At 34.6% G+C, this 16,398-nt stretch carries 14 protein-coding genes and 2 tRNA genes; 6 read left to right on the top strand and 10 right to left on the bottom strand.

The genetic code is table 11. From position 1 onward, the window contains the following. Positions 1-18 precede the first annotated feature (18 nt). Positions 19-726 (bottom strand): carboxymuconolactone decarboxylase family protein, encoded by a 708-nt coding sequence (locus tag J3U56_RS05340; RefSeq protein ID WP_267366950.1) that lies wholly within the window; start codon positions 724-726, stop codon positions 19-21. Between the two features lie 146 nt (positions 727-872). Beyond that, positions 873-1,367, bottom strand: coding sequence for a cupin domain-containing protein (locus tag J3U56_RS05335; protein WP_267332598.1), 495 nt, complete (start codon positions 1,365-1,367; stop codon positions 873-875). 176 nt (positions 1,368-1,543) lie between these two features. On the opposite strand from J3U56_RS05335, the gene J3U56_RS05330 reads away from it, so the two are divergent. Together J3U56_RS05330 and J3U56_RS05325 are read left to right on the top strand one after the other, a co-directional pair. Further along, the gene (locus J3U56_RS05330; protein ID WP_267366948.1) at positions 1,544-2,449 is read left to right on the top strand and encodes an AraC family transcriptional regulator; all 906 of its coding nucleotides are present in this window, start codon (positions 1,544-1,546) and stop codon (positions 2,447-2,449) included. A gap of 311 nt (positions 2,450-2,760) precedes the next feature. Beyond that, on the top strand, positions 2,761-3,138 hold the full coding sequence (locus J3U56_RS05325) for a carboxymuconolactone decarboxylase family protein (RefSeq protein ID WP_267332596.1): 378 nt from the start codon (positions 2,761-2,763) through the stop codon (positions 3,136-3,138). 285 nt (positions 3,139-3,423) lie between these two features. On the opposite strand, the gene J3U56_RS05320 is transcribed toward J3U56_RS05325, so the two are convergent. From J3U56_RS05320 to erpA, 3 genes are all read right to left on the bottom strand, one after another. Continuing rightward, positions 3,424-3,499 (bottom strand) — tRNA-Gly (locus J3U56_RS05320). A 17-nt stretch (positions 3,500-3,516) separates the two neighbouring features. Next, positions 3,517-3,604: transfer RNA gene (locus tag J3U56_RS05315), tRNA-Leu, on the bottom strand. A gap of 222 nt (positions 3,605-3,826) precedes the next feature. Continuing rightward, positions 3,827-4,165, bottom strand: coding sequence for an iron-sulfur cluster insertion protein ErpA (gene erpA / locus J3U56_RS05310; RefSeq protein ID WP_267332595.1), 339 nt, complete (start codon positions 4,163-4,165; stop codon positions 3,827-3,829). 156 nt (positions 4,166-4,321) lie between these two features. Between erpA and hemL the strand changes: the two genes are divergently transcribed. Further along, positions 4,322-5,635, top strand: coding sequence for a glutamate-1-semialdehyde 2,1-aminomutase (hemL, locus tag J3U56_RS05305; protein WP_267344341.1), 1,314 nt, complete (start codon positions 4,322-4,324; stop codon positions 5,633-5,635). A gap of 48 nt (positions 5,636-5,683) precedes the next feature. Then, positions 5,684-6,160 (top strand): thioredoxin-dependent thiol peroxidase, encoded by a 477-nt coding sequence (bcp, locus tag J3U56_RS05300; protein ID WP_267332593.1) that lies wholly within the window; start codon positions 5,684-5,686, stop codon positions 6,158-6,160. A gap of 21 nt (positions 6,161-6,181) precedes the next feature. Here bcp and J3U56_RS05295 read toward each other — a convergent pair whose 3' ends face one another. Both J3U56_RS05295 and J3U56_RS05290 read right to left on the bottom strand, forming a co-directional pair. After that, positions 6,182-7,270 carry an AI-2E family transporter gene (locus J3U56_RS05295; protein WP_065633015.1) on the bottom strand — a complete coding sequence of 363 codons (1,089 nt, stop codon included), beginning with the start codon at positions 7,268-7,270 and terminating at the stop codon, positions 6,182-6,184. A 55-nt stretch (positions 7,271-7,325) separates the two neighbouring features. Beyond that, entirely contained in the window at positions 7,326-8,846 is a 1,521-nt protein-coding gene (locus J3U56_RS05290; protein ID WP_267366946.1) for a helicase HerA-like C-terminal domain-containing protein, read from the bottom strand. Positions 8,847-8,954: 108 nt separating this feature from the next. Here J3U56_RS05290 and J3U56_RS05285 point away from each other — a divergent pair, with 108 nt between their 5' ends. Beyond that, positions 8,955-9,170: a YdcH family protein gene (locus tag J3U56_RS05285; RefSeq protein WP_267332591.1), complete on the top strand. Its 216-nt coding sequence runs from the start codon at positions 8,955-8,957 to the stop codon at positions 9,168-9,170. A 358-nt stretch (positions 9,171-9,528) separates the two neighbouring features. On the opposite strand, the gene mgtA is transcribed toward J3U56_RS05285, so the two are convergent. Then, entirely contained in the window at positions 9,529-12,237 is a 2,709-nt protein-coding gene (gene mgtA, locus J3U56_RS05280; RefSeq protein WP_267348185.1) for a magnesium-translocating P-type ATPase, read from the bottom strand. 696 nt (positions 12,238-12,933) lie between these two features. On the opposite strand from mgtA, the gene J3U56_RS05275 reads away from it, so the two are divergent. Continuing rightward, complete coding sequence (locus tag J3U56_RS05275; protein ID WP_267366944.1) at positions 12,934-13,632, top strand: hypothetical protein; 699 nt, start codon at positions 12,934-12,936, stop codon at positions 13,630-13,632. A gap of 63 nt (positions 13,633-13,695) precedes the next feature. Here J3U56_RS05275 and J3U56_RS05270 read toward each other — a convergent pair whose 3' ends face one another. Further along, positions 13,696-15,588 (bottom strand): DNA topoisomerase III, encoded by a 1,893-nt coding sequence (locus J3U56_RS05270; RefSeq protein WP_267366942.1) that lies wholly within the window; start codon positions 15,586-15,588, stop codon positions 13,696-13,698. Between the two features lie 15 nt (positions 15,589-15,603). Next, a complete protein-coding gene (locus J3U56_RS05265) occupies positions 15,604-16,371 on the bottom strand; it encodes a GNAT family N-acetyltransferase (protein ID WP_267366941.1) in 768 nt (255 codons plus the stop codon). Positions 16,372-16,398: the final 27 nt, after the last annotated feature.

Below are 16,398 nucleotides of genomic sequence, written 5' to 3'. Positions count from 1 at the left end.
TGTCTCCTTAACGCCTGTTTATTTCAAAACATTGACGAATGCCTGAGCTAATACATCAGCTTGCTCATTACCAACTTTAGATTGTAATATATCTCTAACTTCACGGATTTGAGCTTGAGTTAAACCTATGTTCATCGCCATATGTATGTGTGATTGAAGTTGACTATCAACACCACCAAGGCTCGCTAATGCAGCAATAGTTGCAATTTCACGGCTTTGATAATCAATATTATTACGTCCAAAAATATCACCAAATAAGTGAGCTTTTAAAAACTGATTAATCGCGGGAGCAAAATCCATCAAGCCGCCAGAAACAGGCTGTCCGACTAAATAAGTCTGAATCTCGGTACCTAACTGCAAACTGGTTTTATTAGTGGGTAAGGGATCAGGCTCTTTCCCCATCACATCTATAATGCCGTTTTGATGACGTTCATCCAAAAGTTGCTTAAAAGTTCCAATAGCATTTAAACTACGCGGAAAGCCAGTGTAAGCATACATTTGAACAAGTACTTCTTTAATTTCGTTTATCGTTAAACCATTATCTAATCCTTCCATTAATGACACTTTTAGCTTAGGCATATCACCTTGAGCGGTAAAGGCTGCAATAGGAATAATAAATTGTTGTTTTACGGTTAATTGATGGTTATCCATAGTTGATGCCTCACAAATTGTTGATAAACTCCATATCATAAAAAAAGAAATAATGACACGAACTATTTTTTGCATAGTGTTTCCTGCTAAAACAAGCTAAGCAAAATAAAAGTGACTACCATACGGTCACTTTTATACTTAAAAAATTACGTATAAACTAATAGTATAAACATTGATTAATGATGCAAATGAATAAGTTAACTTCACTATTTGCTCAATAATTACTTTTTATCGTAATATTGTTCATCGGTCACTTTTTCTAACCATTCAACATTTTTACCATCCAGTTCCTCAACCACGGAAAGATGAGTCATAGCATTGTGTGGTGATGCACCATGCCAATGTTTTACACCCGGTGGGCAAGTAATTACATCTCCAGGATGAATTTCGACAATAGGACCGCCCCATTCTTGAGTAAAGCCAACACCGGAAGTGACGACTAAAGTTTGCCCTAATGGATGAGTATGCCATGCTGAACGAGCACCGGGTTCAAATGTCACATAAGCGCCAGAGGTCCGAGATGGACTCGTAGCAGGAAATAGAGGATCGATTCTTACATCACCTGTAAAAAATTTATCTGAGCCTTTGATGGAAGCCTGTGTACCATTTTTGGTCACTTTTTGCGACATAGCATTATTCTCCTTAGCGTAAATTCGGATTGAAAAACAAGTCACAATCATTGTTGTGATTAATAATGTTATTGATAATTTTCTCATAACAATCCCATTAGTTAATTAAAGATTATCTATGCGTTACTATAAACATATCAATTAATTATCAATAGACACAATTCTATTAAATTCTTGCCTAATAATTTCAGTTACAATATTATTTTTACTGATAAGCTTTAAAATAGTTCTCACTATGTTTGGGTGAATGTTAAGGAAATCTAATGAAAAGAAGCGATCTAAACAGTGAACTGACCACAATAAATCAGCAAGTAAAACAACATATGTTACGATGGGCTCAAACTGCGGGTGACTACCCTACTGCGATAAATGGTTTGGGTATTTATCGCCGTGACATGACAGATTATAACGAAAACTGCTTCTACCAACCACTAGTATCTATTATTATTCAAGGGAGTAAACGCTCGTTAATTGGCACCGAACAACACATTTATGGTGAAGGCGATTATCTCGTTACCTCAGTTGATATTCCAGCAGTAAACTCTATAACAATTGCATCGCAAACAAAACCGTTTTTATCCCTTGCCTTATACCTTAATACGCAAATTATCAACCAACTCATCACTGAGTATCCACAGTTAGCCAATATTAAAGCCATTGCTTTCAAAGGAATTAGTATAAAAAAAGTTGAATTAGACATACTCAGCGCTTTTTTTCGATTGATCCAATTACTCGATAAGCCTGAACAAATTTCGATATTAGCCCCAATGATTATCAAAGAAATCCATTATTTACTGCTTATTGGACCTTTCGGGCAACACTTGCGTTCTATCAATACAAAAGGCACACAAAGCCATCAAATTGCTTCAACAATTGATTGGCTAAAAAATCACTATAAACAACCCATTACTGTTGAAGCATTAGCCGAAAAAGCCAATATGTCATTAGCGACGTTTCATCGACATTTTAAACAGGTGACCACGCTAAGCCCATTACAATATCAAAAACAATTACGTCTTTATGAAGCTCGTCGTTTAATGTTGTCAGAAAATTATCATGCTAATAGTGCCGGACTTGAGGTCGGTTATGAAAGCCAAACGCAATTTAATCGGGAGTACAAACGTCTGTTTGGTACATCACCCCATAAGGATATTAAAAATCTTCAGTAACCCAAAAAGGGTAACTTCTAAGCTTTTGTCCAATACAAACAACATTTAGTTTATATAAACTAGCGGTTGCATAAATCTGTAACATCAAAATCGCAATTTATCAATATTACCTTGCGATAGATCATAAAAAATAAATAAAATGGATATACGATGATAGATTTAGACACATAAAATAGCGCTAAGCAGTATTCAGTATATGTAGGCTTAAGCTAACTGCTAAGCGATTAAATGGCTAAAAATCTTTCATACATGATAAAAACGACAAAAAATCCCTCATCAATTAAATAATGAAGATTAAAAGGAGTATTTAAATGACTCAATCAAGACATGAAAACGGACTTAACAATATTGAACAACTATACGGTGAATTAGGTGCAAATGGACTAACACAAAATGCTCAACTTGCACCTAAATTTGATGAATATATCTGTGATTTTGCTTATGGTGACATTTATAGTAGAAAAAGTTTATCTTTACTACAAAAACAATTAATCACCATTTCTTCGTTAATCACGCAAGGATGTGTTGAAGATGAATTAAAAATGCATATTCACGGAGGACTTAATGCCGGATTAACAGAGGAACAAGTTTTAGATATTTGTGTGCATTGCTTGCCTTATGTTGGCTTTCCTAAAGTCACCAGTGCATTAAAGACGGCTCATCAAGTTTTTAATGAACGAAAAAAATAAACAATAATCTATTAACGTTTAATCATACACAGGCATAAATATTTCTATTGATTTTGACCAATAAGATTATCAGTTTCTTGCTAAATTTTACATAAGCAGAGACTGATAACAACCGATTAGCCAAACTTCATTCATTGGAATTTTACGCTGGCTTACAGTTTGATAATCAAATTAGCATTAAATTTATTTGAGTTGTTTTTTAAACACTTAAAATAAAAGAAGAAATATACCAAGTGTTATTTTAATTTATGCTTATTGCTTGCTTAATCGATAAAAATTTATATTTGGAGCGGGAAACGAGGTTCGAACTCGCGACCTCAACCTTGGCAAGGTTGCGCTCTACCAACTGAGCTATTCCCGCATGAGACGTGTTTTAAATGGTGCCCGGGGCGAGACTTGAACTCGCACGGCCAAAAAGGCCGAGGGATTTTAAATCCCTTGTGTCTACCGATTTCACCACCCGGGCTCAAAACTAATTACTTAAATGTAAGTGCGTTTTGAATGCTGTGCATTTTACCCATCTTAATTTTCACGTCAACAAAAAAATCAAAATAATTGATCAACTGCTCAATGTTTGTCACATTTTTAAAGAATATTTAATCTTCTACATCAAAATTGAACAATTTTACTCATTAAACATTATTTAATTCAACCTGACAAAATAAAATGGATAAAGAATAATGACAATTTAAACACTAAACGATGAGCCACAGCCACACGTAGTTGTTGCGTTCGGGTTATCAACAACAAAGCGTGAACCTTGTAAGCCTTCAACATAATCAATAGTGCCACCAACAAGATATTGCAGGCTCATGGGATCAATCACCAATGCAACACCATTTTTTTCGATGGCTAGATCATCTTCATTGACTTTTTCATCAAAGGTAAAACCGTATTGAAAGCCACTACACCCCCCACCGGTAATATATACCCTTAATTTAAGATTCGGGTTTTCTTCTTCTGTTACTAATGATTTGACTTTATTTGCTGCGGCATCTGTAAAGTTAATCGGTAAAGCATCGCTCATTTTTTTCTCCTAATTTAATTGTTGTTATTATATACCTTTGCTACAACAAAATACAAAATGGAAACTGCTATTCGATAAATTTATTCTAATCATCTTGAATTTAAGTTCATTTTATGAATAAATACTGCAACAAATTTTTATCAAAAAAACATGATTATGATAAATAAATTCAAATCTGAAAAATGTTACAAACAAGCCTTATCGGTTATGCCAGGTGGCGTTAATTCACCGGTTCGAGCATTTAATGGCGTTGGGGGTACACCGCTATTTATTGAGCGAGCCAATGGCGCTTATATTTATGATGTCGATGACAAGGCCTACATCGATTATGTTGGTTCATGGGGGCCAATGATTTTGGGTCATAACGATCCAGATGTTGCGAATGCCGTTATCCATGCGGTACACAACGGATTAAGTTTTGGCGCACCAACCGAGATTGAAACTAAATTAGCGACGCTTGTCACCGAGCTGATGCCTTCAATAGAAATGCTACGAATGGTGAATTCTGGAACTGAAGCCACAATGAGCGCTATTCGTCTTGCTCGAGGTTTTACCGGTCGAGATAAAATTATCAAATTTGAAGGCTGCTACCATGGACATGCCGATTATTTACTTGTAAAAGCAGGTTCTGGAGCGCTTACATTTGGTCATCCGACTTCCCCAGGTGTTCCAAATGATTTTGTTAAGCATACACTTGTATGTGATTATAATTGTCTTGAATCAGTAAAAAAACAATTTGAACAATACCCTAATGACATTGCCGCCATAATTGTTGAACCGGTTGCAGGAAATATGAACTGCATACCCGCCAACAAAGCATTTTTACAAGGCCTTCGAGATCTTTGTAATCAATACAATAGTTTATTAATTATTGATGAAGTCATGACTGGTTTTAGAATAGCACTTGGTGGTGCGCAAGAGTATTATGGTGTAACGCCAGATCTAACTTGCTTAGGCAAAATTATTGGTGGAGGAATGCCGGTTGGTGCATTTGGTGGTCGTGCAGAAATAATGAATCAACTTGCACCGACAGGACCAATTTACCAAGCAGGAACACTGTCTGGTAATCCGGTAGCGATGGCAGCAGGATTTACTACCTTAACCAAGTTAACCGATGTCGGTATTTATGATGATCTTGATGAAAAAACAACGATGCTAGCAAATGGCTTATTATCGGCAGCAAAACAATACGATATTCCTTTAGTCGTCAATCATGTTGGCGCAATGTTTGGATTATTTTTTACAACTGCTGATGAAGTAACCACTTATCAAGATGTAATGAATTGTGATATTGAATTATTCAAAAAATTCTATCATTATATGCTCGAAGAAGGCATCTATTTCGCTCCTTCGGCCTTCGAAGCTGGATTTATGTCACTTAAGCATTCTAATACAGAAATCAATAAAACCATCGATGCAGCAACGCGTTTTTTTAGCAGCATTAGCAAACAAAAAAACAAAGAGTATTAATACTACTATCAATGAAAATATTAAACTATTAACATAGGTAACAAACATATGGTTAATCCACTAAAAGAAGGTGAAAAAGCACCTCAGTTTTCGCTACCAGATCAAGATGGAGAATTAATAAGTTCGAAAGATTTTAAAGGTCAACGTATTTTGATTTATTTTTATCCAAAGGCGATGACACCCGGTTGTACAGTACAAGCCTGTAATTTACGTGACGCTATAGATGAGTTTAAAAAATACAATGTGGTGATAATTGGAATTAGTACTGATAAGCCAGAAAAATTATCACGCTTTGCTGAAAAAGAATTATTAAACTTTACGTTGCTTTCTGATGAAAATCATGAAGTTTGCCAAGCTTTTGGTACGTGGGGTGAAAAAGAGTTTATGGGTAAAAAATACGATGGCATACACCGTATTAGTTTTTTAATTAGTAAAGATGGCAAGATTGAAAAAGTCTTTGAAGATTTCAAAACTAGCAACCATCACGAAGTGGTTTTAGATTATCTTAAAAACCACGCTCAATAATTTAAAAAGCAGATTAAATCATTAATCTGCTTTCTCTTGCTTTACTTCATTAGTATTTAATTCTTCGGTTTTTGGCCAGGCATTAATAATAGCTTTGACTAACGTCGCTAAAGGTATAGCAAAAAATATTCCCCAAAATCCCCATAATCCACCAAATACTATTACAGCGACAATAATGACTAAAGGATGAAGATTAAGTTTTTCAGAAAACAGACATGGCACAAGCAAATTACCATCTAATGCTTGGATTAAAACATAAAAGAAAATCAAATACCCAAATTCAGCACTAATGCCCCATTGGAAAAGGGCAATTAAAACAACTGGAATACTTGAAATAATAATACCAATATAAGGCACTAAAACAGAAAGACCAACAATTACTGCAAGCAATAAACCATAATCTAAACCAAAGTACCAAAAAGGAATATAAACACACACCGCTAAAATAATAATATGTAACACATTACCTACAATATAATTAGATATTTGCAAATCCATTTCAGCAGCAACTTGGTTTAAAATGCTACGATTTCTTGGTAAAATTTTAGAACAGTATCCCCATATTTTAGTTTTATCTTTTAATAGAAAAAACATCATAATAGGTACCAGTACTGCATTAATAACTACCGATACCAACCCGAATAACGACACTATTGAAAACTGCAATAACGAATTACCTGTTTGTACAAACTTATTGGTAATACCTTGAATAATTGAATCAAACAGCCCAACATCAATCAATTCAGGATAATGTTGTGGCAACGAAGTGAGAAAGTTATTAGTAAAATTCAACATATTTGGAATATTGGTAATAAGACTCACACCTTGTTGCCAAACTAACGGAACTAAGATCATAAATCCTGCTAAAACAATCAAAATAAAAACAAGTAAAACAATGATAACCGCTAATGTTCTTGGGACCTTTCTTTTGTTCAGATAATTGACAGGTGTATTGAGTAAATAAGAAAGCACGATAGCAATTAAAATCGGTAACAATATTTTATTGAAAAAATAGATGATAAAAAAAAGAAAAATGATCACAGCCATTAATGAAACAACATGGGGATCACTAAATCGCCTTTTATACCACTCAATAAACAACTTTAACATGCAAATACTCCTAATTTTGCTTTCTAATTGTAACCAATCATCGTTTTTAGTTTAGTTACTTTTTAAATCCACCCAAAATCCCACGGGTAATTTGTTTGCCAATTTGATTCACAACTTGTCTGGTTGCACTTTTTACGACTTGCTGTGCTAATCCATCGTGTTGTCCGCCTTTTGGTCCTTTGCTACCAAAAATCAAAGAACTCAGCACATCCATTATGCCACCATGGTTTTGTTGGTTTGCTTCAGTTTGATCACCTTGTTGTTTAGATTCAAATTGGTTGGTAGTTGAATTATTAAAGCTAAAACCAGCCTGAATTTTTTCATAAGCAGACTCTCGATCGAATGTTTGCGAATATTTTTTATAGAATGGTGAGTCATGGATGATGGCAGCTTGTTTATCTTCTGGCATAGGGCCCATTTGTGAACAGGGTGCAATAACAAATGCACGTTCTACCATATTGGGGCGACCTTTCTCATCGAGAAACGAGATCAATGCTTCCCCAACCCCAAGTTCCATAATGGCTTTTTCTGTATCAAAACTTGGATTAGCTCGCATTGTTTGAGCTGCAACCTTAACAGCCTTTTGATCTTTAGGGGTAAAGGCACGTAACGCATGTTGCACTCGATTACCTAATTGACCAAGTACTGTATCGGGTATATCGGTAGGATTTTGCGTCGCAAAATAAACCCCAACGCCTTTAGAACGAATTAAGCGCACCACTTGCTCTATTTTTTCGAGTAATGCAGGTGAAATATCATTAAATAGTAGATGCGCTTCATCAAAAAAGAAAATAAGTTTAGGCTTTTCAAGATCGCCAACTTCGGGCAGATGCTCAAAAAGTTCTGATAATAGCCATAATAAAAACACCGAGTAGAGTTTTGGCGAATTATATAATTTTTCTGCAGACAAAATATTTACAACGCCACGCCCTTGATCATTGATTTGCATTAGATCTGCAATCTCAAGCATAGGTTCACCTAAGAAAAATTCTGCTCCTTGTTGCTCAAGCGTCAATAAACTACGCTGAATAGCACCAATCGAGGATGCAGAGATATTACCGTATTGAGTTGTAAATTTTTTTGCGTTATCGCCAATAAACTGAATCAGTGAACGTAGATCTTTAAAATCAATTAAAAGTAAACCGTTATCATCAGCAATTTTAAAAATAAGCTGTAACACGCCCGCTTGGGTATCATTAAGGTTCAATAATCTTGCTAGCAGAATCGGTCCGATATCAGAAACAGTACTGCGAACAGGTATTCCCTTCTGAGCAAAAACATCCCATAATTCCATAGGACAGGAATCGGGGGTCCAGTTTGAAACGTGAATATTATCTAAGCGAGCTTGTAATTTAGGCGTCAAAACCCCTTTTTCACCAATACCAGTTAAATCGCCCTTAACATCGGCTAAAAAAACCGGCACACCAATTTGTGAAAAGCTCTCGGCCATTTTTTGCAACGTGACGGTTTTACCTGTTCCAGTCGCACCTGTTATCAAACCATGTCGATTTGCCATTGAAGCAAGAATAGACAAATCTTTACTATCACTTTTTGCAATAACAATCGATTCACTCATGGATTAATCCTCATAAAAATTGCTATTAAAACAACTAAGAATATTGTAAGCTGAAACAGCAATAACTGCTATTATTATTATTTTATCGAGTAGAAATAAGGAGTTACTATGTTCCCAGAATATCGAGAATTAATCTCAAAATTAAAAAGTACTGATTTACACTTTCAAAAATTATTTGATGAGCATAATGAATTAGATCAAAAAATTAAAAACATTGAATCAGGCATTGCTGTCGATACAACTGAAATGTTAGAAACATTGAAAAAACAAAAATTAAAATTAAAAGATGAACTTTATGAAATACTAAAAAAAGCGTCTGACTAGCAAATTGAATCTATGTTTCGAATACATCGATTGTTGAACTTAAAAAATAAACCCCAGATTTTGGGGTTTATTATAATACTATCTACGATATGATTAGCTACTTTTCACCAATTGTTCTTGTGTTTTTTTCTGTTTACGGCTTTTAATTAGCATAATTGAATTTTTATGTGGTGTCTTCATGTATATTTCCTTCTTATTATTGTTATATAATCTAATTTTATAATATAGTGGTTTTATTTAAAAAATCAACCTTTGTATTTATAGTCCCAAACGACGAGTATTTAGGCTTTACATGGCTTAATTGAATTGATGATATAAGTGATGTAATACTTACATCACTTATATTGACATAATAAATTTAAAACCATTGGCCAAAACGTTTTATATAAATACGTTTCATTAATTGAGCCACACAACAGTAACTAAATAGCGTTGCAATTAGCCAAGGAAAATATGTCCACGGTAAAGGCTCAAGCCCAATTAGGCTCCCTAGCGGTGAAAAAGGTATATAAATACCAATAGCCATAATAAATAATGTCATCACTATCACAGGGAAAGCGGCTGTGCTTTGTACAAAAGGAATTTTTTGCGTTCTAAGCATATGAACAACAAGCGTTTGGGAAAGTAACCCCTCTATAAACCAACCGGAATGGAATAAAGCCTGAGCTTCAATGCTATTCGCACTAAACACAAACCACATAAGAGCATAAGTGGTAATATCAAAAATAGACGATGTTGGCCCAATCCAGATCATAAAGCGTCTAATATTTAACGCATCCCATTTTCGAGGTTTTTGTAAAAACTCTTCATCCATCTTATCCCAAGGTAATGATAATTGCGAAATATCATATAATAAGTTTTGAATTAATAAATGAATCGCGAGCATGGGTAAAAATGGTAGAAATGCACTAGCCACTAATACAGAAAAGATGTTACCAAAGTTAGAACTTGCGGTCATATTTAGGTATTTCATAATATTACCGAACGTTTCGCGTCCACAAATTACACCTTCTTCTAGTACAAGTAAGCTTTTCTCAAGCAAAATGATATCGGCTGACTCTTTAGCAATATCAGTAGCTGTGTCCACTGAAATACCAACATCGGCATCACGCAGTGCAGGTGCATCATTAATCCCATCCCCTAAAAACCCAACCGTATGACCATTATCCTGTAATAATCGAATAATACGTGATTTTTGTAGTGGCGTTAACTTAGCAAAGATTGTGCGTTGTTCTATTTGTACTTTGAGCTGATTATCATCCATTTTTTCAATTTCAGTTCCTAACAATGGAATCCCTGGCTCTAATCCCACTTCGCGACACACTTTAATAGTGATAATCTCGTTATCGCCTGTTAACACTTTAACGGCAACACCATGTTCATTTAATGCTGAAATAGCTTCATATGCGCTCTCTTTTGGTGGATCTAAAAACGTCAAAAAACCACGAATTGCTAATGCTTTTTCATCTTGCACATTGTATTGATTTTTTGTTTCGCCTACGGCAATATTTTTTACACCAACGGCTAATACTCTAAATCCATCTTTATTATAATTATGAGCAAGTTCAATCAGCGCTTGTTTACGGTTATCGTCTAATGGTAAATATTCACCATTTTCATAAACATAACTCGAAATAGACAGCATCTCTTCAACTGCCCCTTTACAAATCATTAAATGACTATCATCAGCATTTTGTACCACAACGGATAAACGGCGACGGACAAAATCAAACGGCAATTCATCAATTTTTTTATAAAGGCCAACACCCACTTTTTTAACACTAGTTTTTTCTTCAGCAAAACGAATGATTGCTTTATCCATCAAGTTTTTCATTCCACTTTGATAGTAGCTATTGAGCCATGCCAGTTGTAAAACAGAGGGATCAACCTGCCCATTAATGTCTAAGTGATGTTCTAAAATGATTTTATCTTGTGTTAATGTACCTGTTTTATCTGTACATAAAATGTCCATCGCTCCAAAGTTTTGGATGGCATTTAAACGTTTTACCACCACTTTTCGTTTTGCCATGCCAACCGCACCTTTAGCTAGATTTGCACTAACAATCATTGGTAACATTTCTGGCGTTAACCCGACAGCAACAGCTAATGCAAATAGTGTAGCTTCGCCCCAGTCCCCTTTAGAAAACCCATTTATTAAAAGGACAATTGGTACCATAATAAGCATAAAACGAATCAGTAACCAACTTACACTGTTCACACCTCGGTCAAATGAGGTTTCAGCGCGAGATCCAACAATAGATTTAGCCAATGAACCAAAGTGGGTATCTGCCCCAGTAGCCACAACAATTGCTTTTGCCGTTCCACTCACTACATTGGTTCCCATAAAGCAAACATTGTTCACATCAAGAATATTACCTTTAGATATATCTGCTTGATTAACCTGATCACTATTTTTTTGTGAAACGGCGCCTAATGTATCGTATTTTTCAACGGGAATGGATTCACCGGTTAACACTGCTTGACTCACAAATAAATCACGAGACTCAATTAACCGAATATCAGCCGGTATCATGTCACCAGCCGACAAATAAACAATATCCCCTGGCACGATTTCATTCAACGGAATTTCGTAATGTTCAGGATTCATATCTTTATGTGGACGCCTTAACACGGTAGCGGTTGTGCGAATCATCGATTTTAATGCTTCCGCTGCTTTATTCGATCTGAACTCTTGCCAAAATCGTAATAAACCACTAAGTGTCACCATCGTTAATATGATAATAATACTTGTTAAATCGGTTTCTTCACCTTTTTGTAAAGGTAACCAATAATCAGTAATAAAACTGACAATGGCTAAAATTAGTAATACAAAAATGAAAGGATTATTAAAAGCCATCAATAATTGCACAATAAAAGAAGGGACTTTTTCTCGTGCGACTTCATTTTTTCCATATTGTTCGATTCGTTCTTTCGCATTTTCTTGCGTTAAGCCAGAGAGGCTGGTTTGATATTTAGACAAAATAGTTTCAAGACTATTTTGCGCCTCTTTAATTGCTTTCACGCCGACTTGATTTTCGTTATTTATATTTGATGTATGTTTTGTCATCTTTTGTACCTTAACTCATCATTTTTTGACAAAAAGATCCCGTCATCTAGTTGGCAAATCAACTATAGACAATCAAAATTTGTGAACAACCATAAATTTATTGCATAGCAAAACTAACCTTGTAGGTTGGTATGTCGCAAAAATTTATTAGTAATAAGAAAATTAAATGTGTATTAGATACAACTCGGTGGTTCTAAATGTTTTTCAGACAGATATAAAACACATAGCATATGTGTATGTGCGCAATGATGTTTTGAATTTATGTGATAGCGTGTAGAAAAATGCATATCGTTCACCGTTACCGTTTATCAATTTTCGGCTTGTGAACTGAAAAAATGAATATTTAGACAGGTCATTAACCGATGGTGATTTGTTTTAATTTGTCTCCCCAGCTGTTGGGGTGACCCGAATGAGCGTCCATATTTCTCCTGTAAACTGAACTAAACCCTTTGCGTTTCAACTTTCCCTAACCCTCATTTTTAACCACCTAATAGTTAAAAAAGTAAGAAAAGCCCAAAGGCGGGCAAGTTATACGCTTTTAAAAAAAAGAAGTCAACCTATTATGGCAAATAATGGCTTTGAACGCTTAAAAACAGCACTTATTGCCTTAACTGCAACAATTTTAGTGTAGAATTGATACACGTTTTATCCATAATCCGTTACAATATGATAACTGTTTAAACTAGGATAAATAGAATGGAATTAAGTACATTATTTAATGATAATTGGCTCAACTTAATCGTTATTTTTGCACTATCAATAATTGCGTTTGTTTTCAAAAAAAAACCTAAAAGTAACTATTTTGAAAATATTATTAAGTACACTGATATTTTAGAAAAAACACCACAGCCACAATATCAAAAAGACTATTTAAACAATATTAAAAAGAAATTACTCTGGGAAAAAGTATGTTTTTATCGTTCAGGCAATCGTAACAAGGAGAGAATTGCTATATCCTTAATCAATAGTGATATTTATAACATTATTGATTTAACACAGTTAAATTCATTAACCCAATACTTTGCTATTGAAAAAAATAAAATTTACCCTTTAAAACTTTTTCTCGTTAAAGAATTTGTTGTGAGCTGTATAGCTGCTGTTATTGCTATTATTTTTGTACTATCTAATCTCAACACTATTTTTAAATCACCTGAAATTATTAGTGTAATCATTGCTATATTAACCATTTTTATCATCACAATTATTATTAGCCAATTTATTGTGCCTGTAATAAAAAGACTCAATATGCTTAGATTGATTCTTAAGGATAACGATTTCCTTAATCGAGCCAATCACCAACTTGCCGTTATTATTGAAGATGATCAAAAAATCAATATATCCATTGCCGAGCAAGTTTTTGTTCAAAATGAGCAAGAGAGCGATAACAATAATTAAAAATAAGTAATATGTCACACTGACAAATAACCGGATTTAAGTATCAGTTTTAAATCAAGAAAATTAAGATTGAATATTTAATCGACTATTTCTGAGTTGCTCAACTAAATTCACCAGTGATGAATTTAGTTGACACATAAATTCCTGATAAGAAAATTCCTTTTTACTTATTTGATCTAATTGTAATTCCCAATGGGCCGTCATATCTGGCATAGACATTGTTTCTGGAATTGAAAGTATCAAATTCCGGCCAACTTGCGTTGATCGAATAGATTTGCCTTGTCGAGTTAAAAATTGACGCTTAAATAAAAGTTCAATGATGCCAGCTCTAGTTGCTTCAGTGCCTAATCCATCTGTCTCACGCAATATTTTTTTTACTTCAGGATCTTTGACAAATCGCGCAATACCAGTCATAGCAGAAAGCAACGTAGCATCAGTAAATGGCCTTGGTGGCACAGTTTGTTTGTCCACCAGTTCAGCATCAATACACTGCACACTATCACCTTTTTTTACTAATTTAGTCAATAAAGGGCTATTTTCACTACTCTCTAATTCCCCTTCATTTTGACTATTTTTAGTGCTGAATAATACTTTCCATCCCTCATCAATCATTTGATTAGCCTTCGCAATAAATTTACCACCTTCAATATCAACATCAATTTGTAATTCTGCATATTTATAAGCCGTATAAAATTGAGCCAGATACTGCGTTGCAATAACTTGATAAACCGATTGTTCATGATCTGATAAATTACTCATTGTGACTTTGCGTAAAGTAGGAATAATGGCATGATGAGCTTCAACTTTTTTATCATTCCAAGCTTTAGAACGTAGTGTAAAATCAGCATTATCCACAGCAGTTTGCAGTTGTGGACAATTATTTTCGATAGCAGATTTTACGCCATTAATCTGCTTTAAATGATCTTGGGGTAAAAATCGACAATCAGATCTTGGATAGGTAATTAATTTATGTTTTTCATATAAAGATTGGCAAATATCTAATACTTCTTGAGCACTTAATCCATTTTTTTTAGCCATCTCAATTTGTAAAGCAGATAAATTAAATGGCAGTGGTGGAGCTAACTCTTTCTTTTTATTACTTACTTTATCGATAATGCCTGTTTGGTTTTTTATTCTTTGACAAACGTTCTCAGCCAATTTTTTAACTAATATTCTCCCCTCCTCATCTTGATAAGGGGAACAAGCCTCACTCGGTTGCCATTTGGCTTTAAAGATCTCTTTATGTTTAGTTTCTAAAACGGCATAGACTTCATAAAAAGATTTAGGAACAAACTGTTCAATATCTAAATCACGCCTTACCACTAAACCTAATACAGGCGTTTGTACACGCCCAATTGATAATACACCTCGGTAACCATTGCGTTGCCCAGCTATAGTACATAATCGGCTCATATTAATCCCATAAAGCCAATCAGCTCGAGCTCTTGCTAATGCCGAGGTCGATAAAGGAATAAAATCTTGGTTACTACGTAACTGTTCCAACGATTTTTCTACAGCACTAGCATTTAAATCACTAATTAAACAACGTTGAATAGTTTTACGTTTCTCTGGTAATAATTGACAATAATTGAGCACTTCATCAACCAGCAATTGCCCTTCTCTATCGGGGTCGCCAGCATGCACTATTTGACCGGCTGATTTAATCAAATCGACCAATATATTGAATTGTTTTTCAGTACTGCTTTTTGGTGTTAATAGCCATTTTTCGGGCACAATAGGCAAATCAGCGATGGTCCATTTTTTATAACGTTGATCATAGGCTTCCGGAGTAGCTTGTTCCAATAAGTGACCAATACACCAACTGACAATATCCCCATTGCTGGCTTTAATAAAACCATTACCTTTTTGATGAGGCTTAGGTAACACATCAGCAATGGCTCTTGCTAAACTTGGTTTTTCGGCAATAAAAAGACGATAGAATTGATTAGATTGCATAATACGTTATATTAATCATGAATGCCAAATATGATAAGCTTGATAAGATTTATTTAGTATAAAACCTAGTTTAGTCGCCATTTTTAAAGACGCATGATTATGTGCATCCCATTTGGGTGATATCTGACGTTCCAGACAGGTTAAAATTAACTTTGCTGAGCAAATCAAACCAAGACCTTTCCGTCTGTGTGGCGCTATTGTGTCGACTTCTATTTCAATACAATTATTATATGCCAAATAAGAAGACGCCCCAGAAACAATAATATTATCTTTCAAAATAACATATCCTAATCCATATTTTCTAAACTCAGAATAAGCGTTAAAATTGTTGCATAAGTCCTTAGACCATTCAAGCGAAGTAATCTGTTGATAATCATTTTCATCAATTGCTTTTAGTCGATAACCTTCAGATAGTTGTGAAACGATAGCTTGTAGTTTTTGGCGTTCAAATAATGGTTCAGAATAAAAACTATAACGGGTGAATTTCTCATAACAACTGGGATATGTCCGTTCTATCAAACTTTGCCAAGTTTGATCATCTGCAATAACAATAAAATAATTGTTACCATAAATTGTTGGAATATAGCTGAGCATATCCTGATTGGGGCAACCTGCACAAAAAAAGAAACAACCAACATTCACGACTGCAGAGTTGGGTTGTAAAGCGTTATCAGTGTATGCATAACCAATATTGCCTTGCCAATAAGCCTGCAAAAGGGATTGATGAAATTTTTTAAATAATGGCTTGATAGCTTTAACATCGGTAACGTTATGAAAGTTCACCATCATCTACCCTGTTTGACTAAAAAA

Origin of the sequence: Gilliamella sp. B2824 (assembly GCF_026536245.1) — a bacterium.
Lineage (GTDB): Bacteria > Pseudomonadota > Gammaproteobacteria > Enterobacterales > Orbaceae > Gilliamella.
This window is presented reverse-complemented; position numbering and strand designations above follow the sequence as displayed.